Below are 16,968 nucleotides of genomic sequence, written 5' to 3'. Positions count from 1 at the left end.
TTGAAGCTAACAGTAAATATGAAGACTACCTTGCAAGTGTTTCTTCAGATGGAGAGAAAATCGCCTTTGTTTCTCAAAAGCATGGACTACCGATGTTATTTCTTAGACAAAATGAACAAGATAAGGTGATCTTTAACAATAACCTTCAGAGTGACTTTATATCCAAAGCAATTTGGTCTGCTGATAACACTGAACTTGCTTTTGCCGCCTCGGGTAAAGCGTTTGTGTATCATCTTGCCACCAATCAACTTACAACCTTAGAATCAGATGTCTATATTGTACGAGTTGACCATTGGTCAGAAGATAAAAACACCTTGATCACAACAACTCACCAAGCAAACGCGTCCTTGCACTTTGATTTAAGCACCGGCTCAGCCAAAATATTTAATCAACGCGGTACAGTTATTTTTAGTGATGAAAATCAACAAACAGTTTGGGAGCGCAATAAAGTGTTTAACTTACAGGGTGACCAGGAGTGGTCATTTAATGACGGCGAAATTGTGCACGCATTCAGTTTAGAGGATCAAATTCTGGTTCATGTCAGAACAGACAATGGTAAAAATCACTTAGTGACCTTATCAACAAACTTAGCAGAGCGAGATAAATTTGCCTTACCACCAGAAGCTGACTTTGTTTCGAGCGCCTATTATGATGAGAAAACCGCGCAGTTCATCTATTTTACTCGCATTGGCTAGACAATGACGCTGATATTGTTTCAAGCCATATATCTATTAATTAAGTGTTTTTCAAATAAGCGCGTAGTTAAGTAGCAAATTAGTATTATTAAAAAATCACAATACGTTTACAATAACTATATTACTTGGTTTTGCTTGGTCATTTTTATGAGTCTATTGTTGTCTTTGTTATTGTCAGCCTCTGCAACTGTCAGTTCTGAATTAATAGAGAATCTATCTCAGCTAGAAAAAACAATCCGAAGCAAGCGCTAGCAGAGTACAAAAGACAAAAACACCAGTACCAAAATACCTTTAACGAAGACGCACTCCAGTTTCATCGTTTCGCTATCAAGGCTGCAATCAATGTATATGATTGGCAAAGCTTTACGAATATCTTAACAACCTTGAAAAAGAAGCAGTTTTCAGCTGTAACAGAACAAAAAACTTTGCATATTATCAATGATATTGGTGTGGCATACAGACAAAATAATCAACATCAAGATGCGATACAGCATTTTACTTGCGCCTTAACTAAAACCACAAGTATTAACTACACAGCGGCCCTGAAATCAAACATAGCAACAGCCTATCGCGTCCAAGGACAGCCTTCTGTCGGATTTCAGTTACTCGATTCAATTGAGTTTGATGACTTAGATGCCAATATCAGCGCAGGTATTCATATTGTGCGCGGTAACATTGCTCTACATATTGAGCAAGTAGATAAGGCACTTAACCACTTTTTAGAGGCCAAAAAGTTATTTCAATTACAAAATAAACATAGAGATTCAGTTCGACTCACATTCTCTATTTTGACCACTGCACTCATCAAACAAGACCTTGCTTTATACAAAGAGTATCGAACTAATATAGAAAACAAAATTCGTGAGCATGCAATCGAAAATCATGACTACCTGCTTTTTTTAGATGAAGTTAAACATGCAATAGCCATAGAAAATCTATCGAGCTTACGGACTCAACATATTTCTGAGCTAGTTAAATTTTTAATGGATCATGATGACGCCAATGAAAATGTCAGATTATTGCTTAAATCTCTAAACCTAAAGGTGCTTGTTCCACCAGGTCAAAAAAGACTGCCCAGAGAGCCCTTGCTTGAGCCTAATTTAGCATCAACATGGTGCGAAGAAATGAAATAATAGCAAGAAGAGGCAACATTACTTGCCTCTTGAAAAATAGATTAAAGAACTAACTTTCGAAGCTCTTTAACCAATTGTGCAATATCAACAGACGTATCATTACAAAACACAATTGAAGCATATTTTTTTTCTGGTATACGTTCATAGTTTGTTATTGTGCCTAACCAACCACCACTGTGATAAACAATTTCAACACCATCCTTTTCACCAATAAATTGTCCGTTCGCATACTTACGCCCCTCCATGGTGATCTCAGCATTATTTGGCTGCATAAACTGCGCAAGTAGCTTTTCTGGGTCCTTACCTAATGTTGGGTTATAGAAGTAGGCGTCCCATATAGCCATATCTTCAACTGTTGTGTGTAACCCACCATCTCCAACCCAGAATAGATTGGTCATATTAGTAAAATATTCACCTTCACTATTTTTACTGTACCCATCGGCACGGTTTCTAACAATTTCAGTTGGTTCGTCACTAAAGAAGGTATTACTCATGCCCAGAGGCTTGAAAATACGCGCTTCACTGTACTCTCTTAAGCTCTCACCTGATACACGTTCAACCAGCATAGACAAAAGAAAATATGCGTAGTTACTGTATCGGAAGTCTTCGTTAGGTTTATTTCTTAAAGGTACCGTTTTGACGTAATCGTAAAACTCTTCAATGGTGAGATAATCTTCTTTACCTAAACGGAACTCTCCACCCATGGTCGATTTAAGCTTAAGCGCATCTTTGTCTAGTTCTGCATCGACAAAGTCATAATCACCCATGCCTGAAAAGTGACCTAACATCGCATTAATCGTTATTGATTCTTTATAATCTCTAAGCTCTGGTAGATATTTACGAATATCAGCGTTTAAATCAATTTTACCTTCATCGGCAAGTAATATGACCGCCATCCCTGTAAACTGCTTAGAAACTGACGCAATACGGTGAACATGTGATCCATCAAGAGGCACATTTAGCTCCATATTTGCTAAACCATAGCCTGCTTTGTGAATGAGTTTTCCATCTTTGATAACCCCGACACTACAACCAGGGCTTGTTGATTTGATCTCTGAAAACACATTGTCGATTTCTGTTTTGTTAAGCGAAGTCGCTTGTGAAGATGTACTTGCTATTAAACCGGATACAGCTATTGCGATAAGTTTGCTTTTCATAACTATCCTTGAGTTATTAAAAAATTAAATAAAATTACATATTTTTTTTTGTAGTTAGCAACTGATTGTTTGTAACAAAGTGTTGAAAAATCAAGCAAAAGAACTTATTTTTTCAACAAATCGAAGTTGAACCTGATACCTTATAACATACTGTTTAATTTGACATTTTCATCATATAAGCAAATATAAAATGGTATTTGAAAACCACTTAAGGAAATTAGGATGAGAAATACTATTTTGTTTTCGACATTACTTTTAGCAGGGTCTGTGATAGCCGGTGAGCACAAAGAACATAATGACCATAAACATATGCATAATGCCAAATGCGGGCATGCCTCAGAGTGGCATATTGACCATTTTGATTATAATCATGATGGTCATGATCACCACACCCACGCAGGGCATACTCATGAAGCGTTAACTGAAACGCATAAGAAGCACAAACATGCACACAGTTTAGAATGTGGTCATAAACAGCGTATCGAAAATGGGCGAGTAGAATATAAACACGATGGTCACTGGCACCACCAACATGGCAATCACTTCCATGAAACACATGGTGAGTAAACTTTAAGCTTTCTAGAAAGTTGCTCAATAAACCTATACTTATTGAGCAACTACACATTCATAACTTTAATAAGAAGTGCTCTACTTTAACACTGCCAATAGCTTTAAAATATCGCTTTCGTCATTATAAATATGCGGTGAAACACGCAATCCATGTGCTCTAGCATCTATGCTTATTCCATCTTTAACACATTCAGTTAAAGCTGCTTCTACTCCCATTTTCGGATTTATAATCACAGTCCCGCTGCGGTGATTTCTATCGTGGGGTGAAACCACTTGTTCGCCCAAATGTTGGATCAGTAAGTCTATTAAGTCTTGATTATGCTTCCTGAGCTTATCGCCAAGCTTAGAAAAATAGTCAATGCTGTGCGAAGCAAAAGCAAAAGGGGCAACACTGGGTGTACCGCCCCAGAACTTTAAAGCGCTATCGTGATAAGCAAAGTGGTGAATATCGAACTCAAACGGGTTTTCATGAGAAAACCAGCCTACATCTTTTGGCGCTAATCGCTCAATATGCTTACTGTTAAGCCACAAATAGGCGGCCCCTGGGCCACCACATAACCACTTTACGCTTGAACCAATCATAAAATCGGCATCAAGGTCGGTTAAATTTAGAGGAATAACCCCAGCAGATTGCGCAACATCAATAATGCTTAAGGTATGATTGGCTTTAGCAAGCTTTACAATGTCATTGACTGGCGCGAGCTGCCCGGTATTTGAGTAGGCTTGACTAACAAAAACCAAATCGACATCGGCAGTTAAATGTTGCTGCCAAACGTCAATTTTCGTGATGTCTTTGTGTTCGGGAATATAGCGAATTATCGCCCCGTCAGGGAGGGCCTTTTGCATCGCAAATCCCATACTTGGGAAGTCTTGCGCACTCATTAAAACAACACTGTTTTCGTTTAGTTCAGGCAACGCCATAATGAGTTTTGTAAGTCCACTCGATAAATTAACTTGCGGGCAGAACTGCATAGATGATGAATTAAAAAGTCGGCCCAACGCTTGTTGAAACTCAGTAATAATGGCCAGCCAAGCTTGCCAAGGCTCCCTGCCCGAATCTTGCCATGGTGATAAATAGCTTTGTTTAAAGTGGGTTTCGGCACTTTTTAGTGGTCTTCCAACCGAGTGATTCAATAAGTACGCTTCACTCGGTAATACAAAATCTTGTTTCATCTGGTTATCTGCTTAACGTGGCTTTAAGTTTTTGAATATCGTGATAACGAGTAAAAATGTCCTCTCGCTGATTGGCGGCGCGACGGTCTCGAAGTTTTTCGAGTGAGCCAAGTAAGACTGACAGTGGCGGGCCGCTGGCTGTTACTTTATCTAGGTGTTGCTCTGCCATTGAGTTTGAAGGCTGCGCAATATACTTTTCAACCAGTTGATTATGGTGCTGAGTAGCGCCTTTTCCGTGTAACTCACACACTTCTAAAAATAATGACACATTCTCTTGATACCAAGAAGCGCTGTGCTGGCTTTCAAGGTTTAAAAATAAATCCATCAAACTTGTGCGTCGCATACAATCACGCAAAATTTGCTGATCTTCTGGCATCATATACAAGAATTTATCTACAAGCATTTGTGAATAACTGGGCTCATTGGCAACACATAACCCGAGCAGCATATCAATCACATTAATACCAGCAAAGTCTCCAGCATTGGCACCACGATAAACCTGAGAACCCACTCTATGTGGTTTGTAATAAGGTCTTACACAGTAAAAAAATCGGTCTGTGTCGAGCTTATCAAACAACTCTTGGTTAGAGTCAATCACATCTTGCAGTGCAAATTTAGCAACTTTTAATAAATCGCCCGTGATTGGGTGCGATACGCCCAGCGGTAAGATTTTTAACAAGGCGTCAGCAGCGCGTTTATAGGCCAGAATACCCTTGGTGTTGTAATCAACGAAGGTTTTTTCGTCTGCGAGATCGGTAAAGCGTTTATAAACACCGTTCACGGCAGTGTTGTGTGTCGTTAAATGCGCGGTGGCAAAACGTGGCGTGACACCTATCGACGCGCCAATGTGCATGGCTAATGTAGATGCTTCAACTAAGGGTGAAGTTCGCTCTCGGCTCGGCTCAGTTATTTCATGGCGTCTGCAAGCTGCCATATAGAGGCCAACATTGCCGAGTAAATCAAAGGCATTATCGAACCCTTCATCGGTATTACCTTCAGCAACTAAAGCTTTGATCAACTCTGTGCCTTCAGCCTGCAATTGTTGCTTTAATGCTTCACCGATATGTTCGACATTCGCTTTGTCTTCTTGCTGCCAATATAAGGTTTCGAGCTGTGAGTTTATCTCGCAGAATGAACTACGGATCCAAACATCAAACTCTCGTGTACATGCTGTCATAATTTTTATTCTTATTGGTATTGATAAATTAATAGTAGCAGTAGGCTGTGATAAAAATTCACCAATAAACTTGATTATTCCGCCCCCAATGAGTGATATTTAATAAAATTAAAATAAAAATTAGTGGAATTAACTAACATGCGTGTTGATAGTAAAGATTTAGCCATTTTAGACCTATTACAATATCGTGGCCGAATGACGACCACTGAAGTGGCACAGCAGGTTAACTTATCCGATACCCCTTGCCTAAGAAGGATAAAAAAACTTGAACAAGAAGGTATTATTAAGGGCTATCAGGCCATTCTAGACCGAGAAAAACTTAACCTATCGATTTTGGTGTATGCCCTAGTCAGGCTAAATGCCAATTCAGATAAGCTCGCCGATGAGTTTGAAAACGAAGTAGAAGCCCTTGAGCAAGTCATGGAATGCTCGGTGATCACAGGCAGTTATGATTATTTATTGAAAATAGTCGCCAAAGATTTAAGCCATTACGAAAGCTTCGTAAAAAAATCGTTGGGACAAATCAGCAGTATCGCAGCGATTGAATCCACTGTGGTGTTAAAACAGACTTTCTCGCGCAATCAGTTGCCTTTGAAAACGCCGTAAAAGCTTTGCCTAATTAATTAGTTACTGCATTTGCTTTGAGGCCACTTCTTTTAGTTTATCTAAAATGACTTTTTGGTTTCGATTATCGACAAAAGCAATTTGATTTGAACTGAATACATTTTGCTGAGTGTCCATCGCATACATTTGCACGCGCCCAGTGCTGCCCCAAAAGGTGTTGATCAATGCTTGATCTTCACTCGGAAAAGAATATAGCTCTAATGAGCGATAGCTCAACATATTGGTAGAAGATGGGAGTAACTAAGATTGCTCTGAGTAATGTTGCTGCTCTAGGCGAATATCAACATAGTTGTTATCACTAATTTGCACTCGCATCAGTGCTAAAGGCCGCAGCGATGTGCTTGCTCTACCCGAGTTTGACACCACTGCGTCCACAGTAAAAAACGTATTTTGCTCAAATTGCTGATCTTTTAGTTTTTGTAATTGTGTTTCGATATTGCGAATATCATCTCTTAAACGTTCATGGCGATTATTCGACTCACGGATCACATCAGTTATATCTTCTTTTACATCATTAAGTAGAAATGCCAATGCCGACAGATTGAGTGCAGGCTCTGCTTGGACATTAAATTCCATCTGCGAATAATCTCTTGTAATAGCTAGCACTTGGTTCTCAAAATACTGTGCTTCGGCGTCATCAATGTGATTACTCAAATCCCAGCTTTTTAACTCGCTGACACGAAACTCATCCAACGGATACTGTTGATTGGCTGGATCTAAATAAGCGTCTATTCGCTCTATGCTTTGTTGTAATTTCGTTTTTGTGATTGAGATATTCTTAAGGTCTTGTTTTGCTTTATCATAGGCAGTAAATAGAGTGACAAGAGAGAATTCAGGAAAGTCAATTTTATCGCCCCTTTGCCCCAAGTGATTAAATTCATACAACAAGTTTTCAGGAATGTAAGGCTCTAGCATTTGCAGCTCATCGGTATCGAGGGCAACCTTAAAATGATCCGATTCAATTCGACTGATTGAAGTGATCTCAATAGCCACCTCGGACGTTTCTACAAAGTAGATTTGCCATACGGGTACTGCAGCCGCAGAAACAACCCCAAGCCCCCCTAGCACAAGTCCCTTTAAATGGTTTTTAGCTTTGTCTAATAACCCTGTTTTTTGGGTTTGCTTAGTCTCATTATTTCCTTTATCGATCATGATTTAAGTACCTTTTAAATACACGAAGAAAGTTTAAAAAAGACCGCTCAAAAGAGCGGCCAAACCTGCGTTTTGGGAGGTGCCAACAAAGGCCGCATCCTTGCGCGGAACGAATTCTGCTTAAGCTGAATGTCGCTACTCCTTTAACTGGTTGGAGTCTTATTGTGCAAGTAAGTTATCAATTTGAATCGGGGAAACTCATTATATTTACTGGCTAAATCCTCAACAAGAGCCCCATTGATCGAGTAAAAATTGACCTTATAGTGTTGAAGTGTTAACTTTAACTTTCTGTTAACATCAATAAGGAGAGTTATGAAAATTCGTTTAAGAAAGTCGAACCTTAAAAGCCTTACTAAGACAATCACTTTGAACGTTCAGCAAACACCACAAGTTCAAGGAGCAGGTGTTAGACCTAGCTTTTATACTTTTTGTAATACCTTTGAATACAACTGCCATGGTCAAGAAACTTTTCGTGATTGCTTAAGTGCCAAGCCTTGCTTTACCGATCATATTCAAGCTTGTTATTAATCTAATATATAAAAGGACATTTTATGAAAAATTTAATTTTAGCCTCTATTGCAACCGCAACAATTGCACTCTCATTTTCTGCCGTAGCGGGCTACTGGGATTTTCGCATCTATAACTATGTTGATGAAAACGGTAAAGTAGTTGGCACGTTACACTTTCCTTGTTTTAATCGACAAGCAGTCATTACTGGTGAAACCACAAAAAACAAGGTTCTAGTAGAAGCGGGCACATGCCTTTAATTTCTTAATGGGTAGTGTCGAAATGACACTACCCATTAAATTAAGAACATATCAATCATCACTTTAAAACTCGGTACAAACATATAAAGGGTTAAAAACAATAACCAGAGTACGATCAATAATTCAAATAATCTCATACTGCTCTCCAAAGCGCTAAGTTGCCTAAAGACTGCTGGGTGTTAAAAGCACTTAAGCCTTTACTGGCGAGTTGTCTGGCTAGCCAATCACAATGATAGTGCGCTGCCACATTCAATTGGTAGAACTGGCTTTGCTTAAAGCCATTAAGATTGTGAATAACAAACTCTTTGTCACCGCCCGATAAATTCTGTGCTTGGTCTAATAAATACGCGGGCCTTAATGCTAAACCATAAAACAGTAACCATGGCGACTTATCAAAATTTGTGCTTTGCTGCTGAGATGAGCAAGCTTCAGTAATAAGCGCTAACCAAACAGCTTCGCCATAACGTTTTCGATTTAACTCCTCTAAACATTGCTCCAGTTTTTCATAAAACTGACCGCTCCCTGGTTGTGAGCTAAATAATTCCCAAGGCGCTGTTTGCGGCATGGGCCTGTTTTGCTTAAAGCTATAAATGGCCAACCAGGTATTCAACCACGCATGCAATAGTGACTGGGTTGAATGAGGAGCAGACCAACTTTGTTGCAGTACGAACAAACGACAACCAAGCAATGCCAGAGGCGCTGAGCGCACCTGGTCGTGATAACGCTGTTTGTAAATCACATCATTGATGGCTTTGTGAATGAATTTACTGTTCTCTAGTGGCTTCAATAACGACAGTGCATCGTCAGGTTCCGAAATCGCTTCTGAGTCAAATATCTTGCTCTGAACTTGCTGCGCTTGAAGCTCATATTGCGTTTTTAAGCTTTGAGTTTGCTGCGAGGCTCTATGGGCCAAACGCTGCTTAAAGTGATGCTTTAAATCTCCTCCCCCTTGCCAATCTACGTCGGTCAACGGGTTGTAAAAACACTGTGTTTGTGCAAATTGCGTATTGTGTTGCGCCATGTTATTCACCGAAGTACTAGAGCCCACTTTACACACGGTGACTTTACTTGATGCAGAGTACTCGCTATTTGACGAAGTTTCCATCGCCGGGAACTCCTCAAAAGCCAAAGCACAGTTATTCGGTCCATAACGCAGTTCTGACTGACCTTTACGGGTCACAATTGGCTTAAAACTGTAGTCGTTAAACTGCCAAGATTCGGTCTGCTCAGAGTTAGCGAACTGCTGGCTTGTCCCGTAACAATAATAGGCTAACTCTCTGGAATCATTTAAAGGCATACCCGCCATGATCCCAGCAACAAGCGTTGCGTAATAATGAAATTGCTGATCCATAGAAATCCTTTTAGGCCGCCTATGACTCAAAAGTTACTTCTAAGTGCTGGCGGCGCTAGCCGTTATTAACCGTTATACCCAATCGCAACGGTATCTGGGTTGCTACTACGCAGCGATTCTACAAATCTATTAAGCACTTGATCTGCCGTATCTTTGTCTATTGGAGATTCATTGATATAAGGGTCTAGATCGCTACGAATATGACCGCCAGTTAAATCATCTTTTTGACGTTGCACAACGATGGCGTTTATGGCTTGGCAAAACGCAAATGGATCTGTTTTACAATAAATACGATGCTGCTGTGCAACCTTGCTACCTTGCTTATAACGAGGTGCACAATACGACACCATATAAGGTTGCACTGTGGGGTCATTGCCAACAATGTCTGCACATGAGAACAACACAAAGTCTGTCGACTTAAATTCATCCATCACTTGATTACACATAGGTAAGTCGCCTTCGACGCCTAAGTTGTAATCACAGAAGAAAACATCAATCCCCTTCACTAGGTGAGACAGCATGGTATTGAACGCACTCTGCACAATGTCTGGGATTTGGTCGTCTTCAGGTAGCAAACTGAACTCTTTTGATTCTAAGGTTATCGCACTGCGCCAATGTGCCAATAACTCAGGGGTATCACGTCCATCTCTATCTTTGTAGGCGACCTTATAGCCATTATCAAACAGCTCTTCGACTTCAGGTTGGTCGGTTAAAAATGCAAACTTGCGGCCATCTGCTGCAACGCAAGAGCAAAAAACTAGTTTAGTCATTCAGAAAACTCCACGATTAATATGTCATTTGTGTCTGAATGAGTTTAAAAATATCCTAACTAAGTCACTTGGGTTAAAAGCCTAATTAGTCAGGCTAAATTACACTTTTAACTAGAGGTTGACGAAGCCATGTTTGCCAACGCTGTTGATGCGCAGCTAAGCATTCATTTAAATATTCAAAAGATAAGCTGCAAGGGATGTAGAATAAATGTTTAGGAGCCGAGTGCTTCAATTCATCAAGATAACCGGCTTGAATGAAAGCGCTCAACGGCTTAAATAGCGATTTTCTTTTTCCCTTACGCATGAATTGTACAAAGGCATAATCTTCATTTTTAGCTTGTGCGGCTAATGCCAGCAAAGTATTTAAACTAATTTGCTCTTTTGCTGACTTGGATATTAATCGCGCTATCATCTGTTCAATAGACCATGCTTGCGCCTCAGTAAATACATTTTGTTGATAAGCATGTAGCACATGAGCAAAAGTCAGTGATTGAATATTACTGGTTTGTTTTAAAAGAGGCAGAATCTTATCGCGATCTGCTTTAATGACAGTGTTAAGTACCTCCCTCGGACTACTTAACCAAAAGGTGAGTTCTCCCAGGCTTATCTTCAACTTTTCTGCAATAAGCTGAGCGGTGATATTTACTTGCTCTGTTGAATCTTCACTTTGCGTGGTATTAAGTTTATATTTTAACTCTTTACTGAGTTTGTTGCCTGATTGTCCACCAAAGCGTGCTTGCTTGATATCTTTTTGTGGCATCCCAAACTCAGATTTATAAGTTTGTTTTTCCAGCTGGCTTTGCTCGTTTAGCTCTCCCCCCTCAGGTTCGGGACTTGTTAGTTTGTTGTCGTTCTGAGCATTTTGAACTTCATCGGTTAGTGAGCGTGTTCCTTTATTATCACTATTACTAACAGAGCTCATGGCCTCCGAGGGCAAACTGCACAGCATAGTGGGGATTTGTGCGACATAGAATGCATAGGGGTTTGCAGCGCTGTCAAAATGTGCCAGCGGTGCGTCTGTTTCAACAGGTTGCTCTGCATCGTTATTATGATTTTGTTTTTCTAGTCCCAAGCCATATTGTGGCTCTTTTGTTAAATCACCTTCAACATGCGTCTTCTCAGCTTCTAATGCATCGTCTTTTTTGAGGCTAGAAGATTGGCAGGTATCAGTTGCTGAACGCTGGGTGATTCTTACTACTCTGATAGGCGCAAACTTGAATGGTCGAATGACCCTGACTCTAGTCGCTTGCTGACGCTTTTTTTTATCTGTCATTGTGAACTCCTCACCATCGAAGCGCATAACACTTCGACGGATACAACATCATAACTTAACGCGCTAGTGCAGAGGTTAAACATGACATGGCGGCGTTAATGGCTTTTTGGACCGTCGCTTTAGCTATGATTTCTAAAGTGATAAGTTCAACTTCCAAAATCGATTTTTCTCGTTCTAGTTCAGCTGTAAACTCATCTTCATTTATCTCGCCATTTAGTTTAGCCTGCGCTAAAGCTTCAATCGATGCTTTCTGTGCATTCAACGCTTTTTGCAAAGGCCCAGACATTTGTTGTGCTTCGTCACCGACGACATTCAAGGCGGTGTCTAACATTTCTTTGTATAAATCATTTATGTTCATAAGGTTGTCCTTTTATTACTGTTTTGCTTGTTCGCCACGGATCATGGCAAGAAAAAGTCGCTGATACTGCTGCTTGCGCGTTTTGATCAAAAAATCTGAAATACTGTTTGCTTGCTGATGCTGCTGTTTATCTTGCAGCCAAAGGTTTTGGGTTATCTCCACCTGCTTGGTTGTTAACTCATTTAATTCTCTGACTTTTTGACGCATAAGCAGGGCTGATAACTCAACTTCAATATTGAGATATGTACTCTGACTAAAGTGAAAGGTGCGCTTCTCTTTTGGCAGCTCACTCAGTTGTACGTAAAACCTATCGACTTTTTTAGCGACATCCATGATCTGCTGCTCAGTTTGCCTATCAAAATTTGATACCATTTGCAGTGCACAGCCTGAGGCCATGCTGAGAATCAACAAGCTACCAATCACTACCAGTACTTTTAACCAAGACTTAACCATATTACTTCTCCTCATTACGGATTATCTTTGCTAAGTACTGACTGAGTAACTGCTGGAAATCAGTACTCGACATAGAGGGGGAACTCGCAACTTGTTGCTGAATTGCCATAAGTTCTTGTGAAAGATGCGCTTCATATTCAAGCTGCTCAGACTTAAATTGATTTATTAAACCCTGTTTGACGGTGTCTAGATCTTCAGGTTGTTGCGGTGAGATAAACGACTGTGCGGTATCAACTATTCTATCGAGGATGGTATAAACCAAGTTGGCCGAAAAGCCCCCCACCAAAGCCATGGTAATTTTTAAAGCGGCATGGCTCATTCCGCCGCCCATGCCGGTGCTTTGCTCTGCAGTTTTGGCCACTGCATCTAAATTAATAGGAATAAGCTGAGTCAGAATAATGCCCGAGATTAAGCCAACCACAAATCGAACCCAATAAGAGCTCTCGTATTTGGCATCAAAACATCCTGCAGTCACATAGCTGTTTGCCTTAAATAAGGCCGAGAAGGAGGCGCCAATGGCCGCAGAGGCAAGTAATATCGCTTGCACATATAAAAGGCGAGCACCTTCCATATCAAACATGCTGGCCACCATATTGTCGTTGTTAATATATGATGACAGACTCAAGCTAATCAGCGTAACCAAAGAGATGATTGCCACTAACATCATTTTGCGTATAAGTGGCACTCTGCCTAAAAACAAAAACCATGTTTGTTTTTCTTGCTCTTGGGCCATCATTAAAATTGTCTCTGGCATTGCTGGCGCGACGAGTTCAGCTAACTGATTATGTGCTTTTGTTAAACTGGCAATGTCTGTTTGAGTTTGCTCCTGTTGGAGTTGCTCTACCAACTTACTTGGCACAGCTAAACCCTTTTGCAAAGCAAAATGTGCCATAGCTTGACCTTGTTTGAGCAGTTTCTCATGAAGATCTGTACTCTTGTTTTCCAAGACATTTGGCCATTCAAAGCCCTCGGCCTCAAAATGCTTTTCATGTTCCATGATATTCCTTACTTGTTTGAGAACTTAGATTGAAAGCTTAAATTTAAAGTACCCTTGAACAGAAAACTCGGTGGCATTAACGCAAATAGAATCGTTTTATTGCCTGTGTTTTAAATATGTATTTCAGACATGCTAGAGGAGAAAGTAAGGAAATAAAAATGAGCCAAAAAGCATTAATAAGTGCAATTGTCTGCACACTAAAAGTCTATAAGCCCAAAAAGATTAAACCTAAGTTCAAAGCCAAACACTTTAGCCAAAAACAAAAAGTGCAAGCTTGTTTAAAAGGATCGTTAGTTGGACTTGTTACGCTAGGAAAACTTAAACAAGAGCAAGATAAATTAAACCAGCAACTTGCCGTTTTCTTCGACAAGTAGCCAGTTTAAATGACAAGGGTTAGATAGTTTCAATTTATGTAATCCTGTCTTACTTAGATTGAGGGGTCGTTTGATTTGGCTCGAGTTGTTTACGAATATTAGCAATCGCTTTGTCCATCATCGCAAACAATATCTCCACGTGATAACCCATCAGAAAAGCTAAAGCCATAGGTGATAATGACGCACCTAAACCTGCCTCTTCAGGTTTCAAGAACCAACCAACAATCATGCCAGCCAATGATCCAAGTGGTAACCTTAAGCGATAACGTATTTCATCATCATAAGTGAATGTCAGTGATTTGATCTCGCGAAGAAGATCTCTGAGCACAAAGATAAATGCGCCGAGTAAGCCATATAGCAAAGGCAGAATGTAACTTTGCAACACATTCAAAATAGAATCTGAAAATAAGTCATGCTCAAAGAAAGTTAGCTGAGACAGGTAATGCGCTTGCTCTAGCTGAAGCTGCTGTTGTTTTACCTTCAGTTCAGGGTCGTTCAAGCTCAATTGCTCTGCCCTAAGCTGAAAAGACAACTGATTGTAATCAGGTAAATTTGGGTTAAAACTAAACCCCAGCATCCAAATGCGATTCCAAGACTTTAATAGGCTATAGTTTGCGTCAAACTGCTGCTCAACGGTCTCTAGCGCCTGATTAAGTTGTGTGTATTCATTCGCAAGGCTGTTTGCAGGCAGTGTTTCTAACTTGAGTGTAAGCCGCACTTTTTCAGTAAAGGCATGCTTTAAATTGCTATTTAGGTTAGCTCCGAATAAGTAGTACACCTGAATAATCAACAAAGAAACAAGCGCCATTAAGGCATAACGACGATACCAAGCAACTGCACTTTCTGCTTTTGTAGGTGCTCTTTTTTCAGCTTTCTCATTGGGTATAACTGATTGAATACTTTCAACTGTGACTGGGTGAACAGCTTTTGATAATGCATCATAGTTCAAAAGGAATAAGGTTTCGTCTTCAACCTGCCAATTACCGCTCTGGACCTTAAACTTAGCTTCAACAACATTTTTGGCAATACGCTCATCTAGCTCAATGGCGCCCTCTCGAGACATATAATTGAGTAACTGCAATGCATCGTCGACTAGGGTGACAATATCTTGGCTGGGTTTATTCACTATTTGCTCTGGTTTTTTCTTTCGCATTAATAAACTAAGGGGCACTTAGCCCCTCCCTCTATGCATACGCATATTCTGATACCAATACTTTTTGATAATCGAATAGCCTGCCAACATCACCGTTATTATTCCAAATTGCTCTATTGCTATTAAACGAGAACCCACCTGTCAACTCATTAATCTGATTGGTATAAACCCTAAGTTCAGAGTGAGGCATAAGCTTGCTACCCAGAGGGAATTGAAATCTCTGTCCTCCATTAGAAGTAATTTCCCAAAGGCTCAGATCAATAATATGATTGCCTAAATTGCCGATCTCTATATATTCATCGGATTCTTTCTTCGGGTCATTACCGTCAAAAAAGATATGTGTGATCCCAACATTCTGATGTGCATCTCGGCCATAAGCATAACAACTCACCAGATTACTTTGATTGTCATAAAGAGAAACCGTATCCCCTTTATTATTTAGAATGGGTCGGCGACTATCAAAGCTATAGGCATTTTCACGATTGGTATAAACGCGAATAACATCTTGTGGAAATAGCAAAGTGTGTTTGTTGAAATCATAATCTTGCCCTTCAGAGCCCGCATTCAATCGCCAGCCTGATAAATCAATAATAGAAGGTCCTAAGTTACTTATTTCAATATACTCATCTTCGAAAGACGCAAAACCAGCATTTACTGCACTAATCTGTACTTGGACTGAACTAAAGAGCGCAAAGTTAGTATTCCACCAAGTAGAAAATGGATCCGGCTCTTTTTTTACAGTATCTAATTGTGCAGTCAGCAACTCACTTAACTGCTGCCAAGTACGAAGTTTGTCTTTACTGAATACAAGAGATTGTGCTTTTTCCAAGTCATCTAAAGTGAAGTTACTCATACATCCGCTCCTTGAATCTCAAGATACTGCTTTGCTCTATTAAGAAACTTGGCCCGCTCTTCAAGACCATGGTAACCACCATTGATGCGCTTCGTAATCGACTTTAGGTCATCCTGATCTGCATACTGATTTAGGTGACGACTATGCCAAAAATAACATGCAGTCATCACCGCCGCATTTGGATCGTTTGCGAGACCATCAGGTTGTTCAATCAGCGGCAACCCTATGGCATTCCCACAGGTTCGATAGTTTTCTTTGCCTGTTAATTGTATTAATCCTCGCCCTCGATATTTCCAGCCATCACCAGAGCCTATATCACCGTTACCCATGCGATTGGCATACACAACATTAGCAATCTTCTCTGGGTTTCGCGCATATTGTTCAGCTATTTCATCTGTTTGAAAGTATTTACCGAACACCAATCGCAATGCTCTGGCACTATAGTTTAGGTTTTCAACCTTATATTTAAACTGACCACTTTCATGAGCAATTTGCGCAATGAAATGTGCAACACGTAAGGGGGTATTTATATCAAAAGTAGCTAATCTGTTTTGGATAGCTGGTAAGTAGTGTTGAATGTCGCTGTCTTTAGCCTGAGGCATAATATGACGCAGCATGTCGAAGTCTATATTCATCACAGTTTCCTTGTTTTAATGGATGTTATTACTATGCCTGAGCTACATATTTGGACTCAGTGAAAACAAGGATAGAATCGGGTAAATAGTGCAATAGTTTACCGAAAGCGAACGTAGTGAATGCGGTTCTTTTTCGCAAGGTGAAGTGAGTAGTTATAACCACAGCTAAGGTAATGCTCATTTCAGTTCAGGAAGGAAGAAATGAATGTTCATGAGGCAAGTAAATTTAACTGGAGTTAAAGTTTATTTACTATCGAGCGTGAAAAGTGTTTCAGAATGAACAGGGTAGCTACTGTGAACTGA

Annotated in this window: 21 protein-coding genes; 7 read left to right on the top strand and 14 right to left on the bottom strand. The window is 40.1% G+C overall.

Going from position 1 to position 16,968, the window contains the following annotated elements; all coding sequences use genetic code 11:
• The first annotated feature begins 606 nt into the window (after nucleotides 1-606).
• On the top strand, nucleotides 607-702 hold the full coding sequence (locus ACGHEH_RS11140; protein ID WP_390445245.1) for a hypothetical protein: 96 nt from the start codon (nucleotides 607-609) through the stop codon (nucleotides 700-702).
• Between the two features lie 442 nt (nucleotides 703-1,144).
• Nucleotides 1,145-1,828 (top strand): hypothetical protein, encoded by a 684-nt coding sequence (locus ACGHEH_RS11135; protein WP_390445242.1) that lies wholly within the window; start codon nucleotides 1,145-1,147, stop codon nucleotides 1,826-1,828.
• 41 nt (nucleotides 1,829-1,869) lie between these two features.
• On the opposite strand, the gene ACGHEH_RS11130 is transcribed toward ACGHEH_RS11135, so the two are convergent.
• A complete protein-coding gene (locus ACGHEH_RS11130; RefSeq protein WP_390445239.1) occupies nucleotides 1,870-2,985 on the bottom strand; it encodes a serine hydrolase domain-containing protein in 1,116 nt (371 codons plus the stop codon).
• Nucleotides 2,986-3,207: 222 nt separating this feature from the next.
• Between ACGHEH_RS11130 and ACGHEH_RS11125 the strand changes: the two genes are divergently transcribed.
• Nucleotides 3,208-3,552 (top strand): hypothetical protein, encoded by a 345-nt coding sequence (locus ACGHEH_RS11125; RefSeq protein WP_130256660.1) that lies wholly within the window; start codon nucleotides 3,208-3,210, stop codon nucleotides 3,550-3,552.
• 81 nt (nucleotides 3,553-3,633) lie between these two features.
• On the opposite strand, the gene ACGHEH_RS11120 is transcribed toward ACGHEH_RS11125, so the two are convergent.
• A complete protein-coding gene (locus ACGHEH_RS11120) occupies nucleotides 3,634-4,728 on the bottom strand; it encodes an aminotransferase class V-fold PLP-dependent enzyme (protein ID WP_390445237.1) in 1,095 nt (364 codons plus the stop codon).
• Between the two features lie 4 nt (nucleotides 4,729-4,732).
• Complete coding sequence (locus ACGHEH_RS11115; RefSeq protein WP_390445236.1) at nucleotides 4,733-5,905, bottom strand: monodechloroaminopyrrolnitrin synthase PrnB family protein; 1,173 nt, start codon at nucleotides 5,903-5,905, stop codon at nucleotides 4,733-4,735.
• Nucleotides 5,906-6,043: 138 nt separating this feature from the next.
• Here ACGHEH_RS11115 and ACGHEH_RS11110 point away from each other — a divergent pair, with 138 nt between their 5' ends.
• Nucleotides 6,044-6,511: an Lrp/AsnC family transcriptional regulator gene (locus ACGHEH_RS11110; RefSeq protein WP_390445233.1), complete on the top strand. Its 468-nt coding sequence runs from the start codon at nucleotides 6,044-6,046 to the stop codon at nucleotides 6,509-6,511.
• Nucleotides 6,512-6,532: 21 nt separating this feature from the next.
• On the opposite strand, the gene ACGHEH_RS11105 is transcribed toward ACGHEH_RS11110, so the two are convergent.
• Together ACGHEH_RS11105 and ACGHEH_RS11100 are read right to left on the bottom strand one after the other, a co-directional pair.
• Nucleotides 6,533-6,748, bottom strand: coding sequence for a hypothetical protein (locus ACGHEH_RS11105; RefSeq protein ID WP_390445230.1), 216 nt, complete (start codon nucleotides 6,746-6,748; stop codon nucleotides 6,533-6,535).
• A gap of 21 nt (nucleotides 6,749-6,769) precedes the next feature.
• Nucleotides 6,770-7,681, bottom strand: a complete 912-nt coding sequence (locus ACGHEH_RS11100) for a hypothetical protein (RefSeq protein WP_390445228.1) — start codon at nucleotides 7,679-7,681, stop codon at nucleotides 6,770-6,772.
• A 312-nt stretch (nucleotides 7,682-7,993) separates the two neighbouring features.
• Here ACGHEH_RS11100 and ACGHEH_RS11095 point away from each other — a divergent pair, with 312 nt between their 5' ends.
• Together ACGHEH_RS11095 and ACGHEH_RS11090 are read left to right on the top strand one after the other, a co-directional pair.
• Nucleotides 7,994-8,209, top strand: a complete 216-nt coding sequence (locus tag ACGHEH_RS11095; protein WP_390445225.1) for a hypothetical protein — start codon at nucleotides 7,994-7,996, stop codon at nucleotides 8,207-8,209.
• Nucleotides 8,210-8,232: 23 nt separating this feature from the next.
• Nucleotides 8,233-8,448, top strand: a complete 216-nt coding sequence (locus tag ACGHEH_RS11090; protein WP_390445223.1) for a hypothetical protein — start codon at nucleotides 8,233-8,235, stop codon at nucleotides 8,446-8,448.
• 133 nt (nucleotides 8,449-8,581) lie between these two features.
• On the opposite strand, the gene ACGHEH_RS11085 is transcribed toward ACGHEH_RS11090, so the two are convergent.
• The 6 genes from ACGHEH_RS11085 to ACGHEH_RS11060 all read right to left on the bottom strand — a co-directional run bounded on the left by ACGHEH_RS11085 (nucleotide 8,582) and on the right by ACGHEH_RS11060 (nucleotide 13,650).
• Entirely contained in the window at nucleotides 8,582-9,799 is a 1,218-nt protein-coding gene (locus ACGHEH_RS11085; protein WP_390445220.1) for a hypothetical protein, read from the bottom strand.
• A 65-nt stretch (nucleotides 9,800-9,864) separates the two neighbouring features.
• Nucleotides 9,865-10,569: a hypothetical protein gene (locus ACGHEH_RS11080; protein WP_390445218.1), complete on the bottom strand. Its 705-nt coding sequence runs from the start codon at nucleotides 10,567-10,569 to the stop codon at nucleotides 9,865-9,867.
• 94 nt (nucleotides 10,570-10,663) lie between these two features.
• Nucleotides 10,664-11,842, bottom strand: coding sequence for a hypothetical protein (locus ACGHEH_RS11075; protein ID WP_390445216.1), 1,179 nt, complete (start codon nucleotides 11,840-11,842; stop codon nucleotides 10,664-10,666).
• A gap of 55 nt (nucleotides 11,843-11,897) precedes the next feature.
• Nucleotides 11,898-12,200: a hypothetical protein gene (locus tag ACGHEH_RS11070; protein WP_390445213.1), complete on the bottom strand. Its 303-nt coding sequence runs from the start codon at nucleotides 12,198-12,200 to the stop codon at nucleotides 11,898-11,900.
• Nucleotides 12,201-12,215: 15 nt separating this feature from the next.
• Nucleotides 12,216-12,653: a hypothetical protein gene (locus ACGHEH_RS11065; RefSeq protein ID WP_390445210.1), complete on the bottom strand. Its 438-nt coding sequence runs from the start codon at nucleotides 12,651-12,653 to the stop codon at nucleotides 12,216-12,218.
• Nucleotide 12,654: 1 nt separating this feature from the next.
• Complete coding sequence (locus ACGHEH_RS11060) at nucleotides 12,655-13,650, bottom strand: hypothetical protein (protein WP_390445207.1); 996 nt, start codon at nucleotides 13,648-13,650, stop codon at nucleotides 12,655-12,657.
• A gap of 158 nt (nucleotides 13,651-13,808) precedes the next feature.
• Here ACGHEH_RS11060 and ACGHEH_RS11055 point away from each other — a divergent pair, with 158 nt between their 5' ends.
• On the top strand, nucleotides 13,809-14,024 hold the full coding sequence (locus ACGHEH_RS11055) for a hypothetical protein (RefSeq protein ID WP_390445204.1): 216 nt from the start codon (nucleotides 13,809-13,811) through the stop codon (nucleotides 14,022-14,024).
• Nucleotides 14,025-14,073: 49 nt separating this feature from the next.
• Here ACGHEH_RS11055 and ACGHEH_RS11050 read toward each other — a convergent pair whose 3' ends face one another.
• From ACGHEH_RS11050 to ACGHEH_RS11040, 3 genes are read right to left on the bottom strand one after another with little or no spacing between them, the layout of a single operon-like run.
• Nucleotides 14,074-15,177 carry a hypothetical protein gene (locus tag ACGHEH_RS11050; protein ID WP_390445201.1) on the bottom strand — a complete coding sequence of 368 codons (1,104 nt, stop codon included), beginning with the start codon at nucleotides 15,175-15,177 and terminating at the stop codon, nucleotides 14,074-14,076.
• A 31-nt stretch (nucleotides 15,178-15,208) separates the two neighbouring features.
• Nucleotides 15,209-16,030: a lamin tail domain-containing protein gene (locus tag ACGHEH_RS11045; protein WP_390445199.1), complete on the bottom strand. Its 822-nt coding sequence runs from the start codon at nucleotides 16,028-16,030 to the stop codon at nucleotides 15,209-15,211.
• Nucleotides 16,027-16,665: a glycoside hydrolase family 19 protein gene (locus tag ACGHEH_RS11040; RefSeq protein WP_390445197.1), complete on the bottom strand. Its 639-nt coding sequence runs from the start codon at nucleotides 16,663-16,665 to the stop codon at nucleotides 16,027-16,029. Before ACGHEH_RS11040 ends, ACGHEH_RS11045 begins: the two co-directional genes overlap by 4 nt.
• Between the last annotated feature and the right edge of the window lie 303 nt (nucleotides 16,666-16,968).

The sequence above is a fragment of the Pseudoalteromonas sp. MTN2-4 genome, assembly GCF_042848605.1.
In the GTDB taxonomy this organism is placed as follows: Bacteria; Pseudomonadota; Gammaproteobacteria; order Enterobacterales; family Alteromonadaceae; genus Pseudoalteromonas.
Note: the sequence above shows the minus strand (reverse complement) of the source record. Positions and strands in the feature narration are given on the sequence as shown.

Coding starts and splice junctions, on each gene's coding strand:
- ACGHEH_RS11070 (WP_390445213.1), bottom strand. CDS start 12,200: ATGAACATAAATGATTTATACAAAGAAATGTTAGACACCGCCTTGAAT.
- ACGHEH_RS11105 (WP_390445230.1), bottom strand. CDS start 6,748: ATGTTGAGCTATCGCTCATTAGAGCTATATTCTTTTCCGAGTGAAGAT.
- ACGHEH_RS11040 (WP_390445197.1), bottom strand. CDS start 16,665: ATGAATATAGACTTCGACATGCTGCGTCATATTATGCCTCAGGCTAAA.
- ACGHEH_RS11095 (WP_390445225.1), top strand. CDS start 7,994: ATGAAAATTCGTTTAAGAAAGTCGAACCTTAAAAGCCTTACTAAGACA.
- ACGHEH_RS11125 (WP_130256660.1), top strand. CDS start 3,208: ATGAGAAATACTATTTTGTTTTCGACATTACTTTTAGCAGGGTCTGTG.
- ACGHEH_RS11065 (WP_390445210.1), bottom strand. CDS start 12,653: ATGGTTAAGTCTTGGTTAAAAGTACTGGTAGTGATTGGTAGCTTGTTG.
- ACGHEH_RS11120 (WP_390445237.1), bottom strand. CDS start 4,728: ATGAAACAAGATTTTGTATTACCGAGTGAAGCGTACTTATTGAATCAC.
- ACGHEH_RS11100 (WP_390445228.1), bottom strand. CDS start 7,681: ATGATCGATAAAGGAAATAATGAGACTAAGCAAACCCAAAAAACAGGG.
- ACGHEH_RS11080 (WP_390445218.1), bottom strand. CDS start 10,569: ATGACTAAACTAGTTTTTTGCTCTTGCGTTGCAGCAGATGGCCGCAAG.
- ACGHEH_RS11060 (WP_390445207.1), bottom strand. CDS start 13,650: ATGGAACATGAAAAGCATTTTGAGGCCGAGGGCTTTGAATGGCCAAAT.
- ACGHEH_RS11050 (WP_390445201.1), bottom strand. CDS start 15,177: ATGCGAAAGAAAAAACCAGAGCAAATAGTGAATAAACCCAGCCAAGAT.
- ACGHEH_RS11055 (WP_390445204.1), top strand. CDS start 13,809: ATGAGCCAAAAAGCATTAATAAGTGCAATTGTCTGCACACTAAAAGTC.
- ACGHEH_RS11115 (WP_390445236.1), bottom strand. CDS start 5,905: ATGACAGCATGTACACGAGAGTTTGATGTTTGGATCCGTAGTTCATTC.
- ACGHEH_RS11075 (WP_390445216.1), bottom strand. CDS start 11,842: ATGACAGATAAAAAAAAGCGTCAGCAAGCGACTAGAGTCAGGGTCATT.
- ACGHEH_RS11130 (WP_390445239.1), bottom strand. CDS start 2,985: ATGAAAAGCAAACTTATCGCAATAGCTGTATCCGGTTTAATAGCAAGT.
- ACGHEH_RS11045 (WP_390445199.1), bottom strand. CDS start 16,030: ATGAGTAACTTCACTTTAGATGACTTGGAAAAAGCACAATCTCTTGTA.
- ACGHEH_RS11085 (WP_390445220.1), bottom strand. CDS start 9,799: ATGGATCAGCAATTTCATTATTACGCAACGCTTGTTGCTGGGATCATG.
- ACGHEH_RS11090 (WP_390445223.1), top strand. CDS start 8,233: ATGAAAAATTTAATTTTAGCCTCTATTGCAACCGCAACAATTGCACTC.
- ACGHEH_RS11110 (WP_390445233.1), top strand. CDS start 6,044: ATGCGTGTTGATAGTAAAGATTTAGCCATTTTAGACCTATTACAATAT.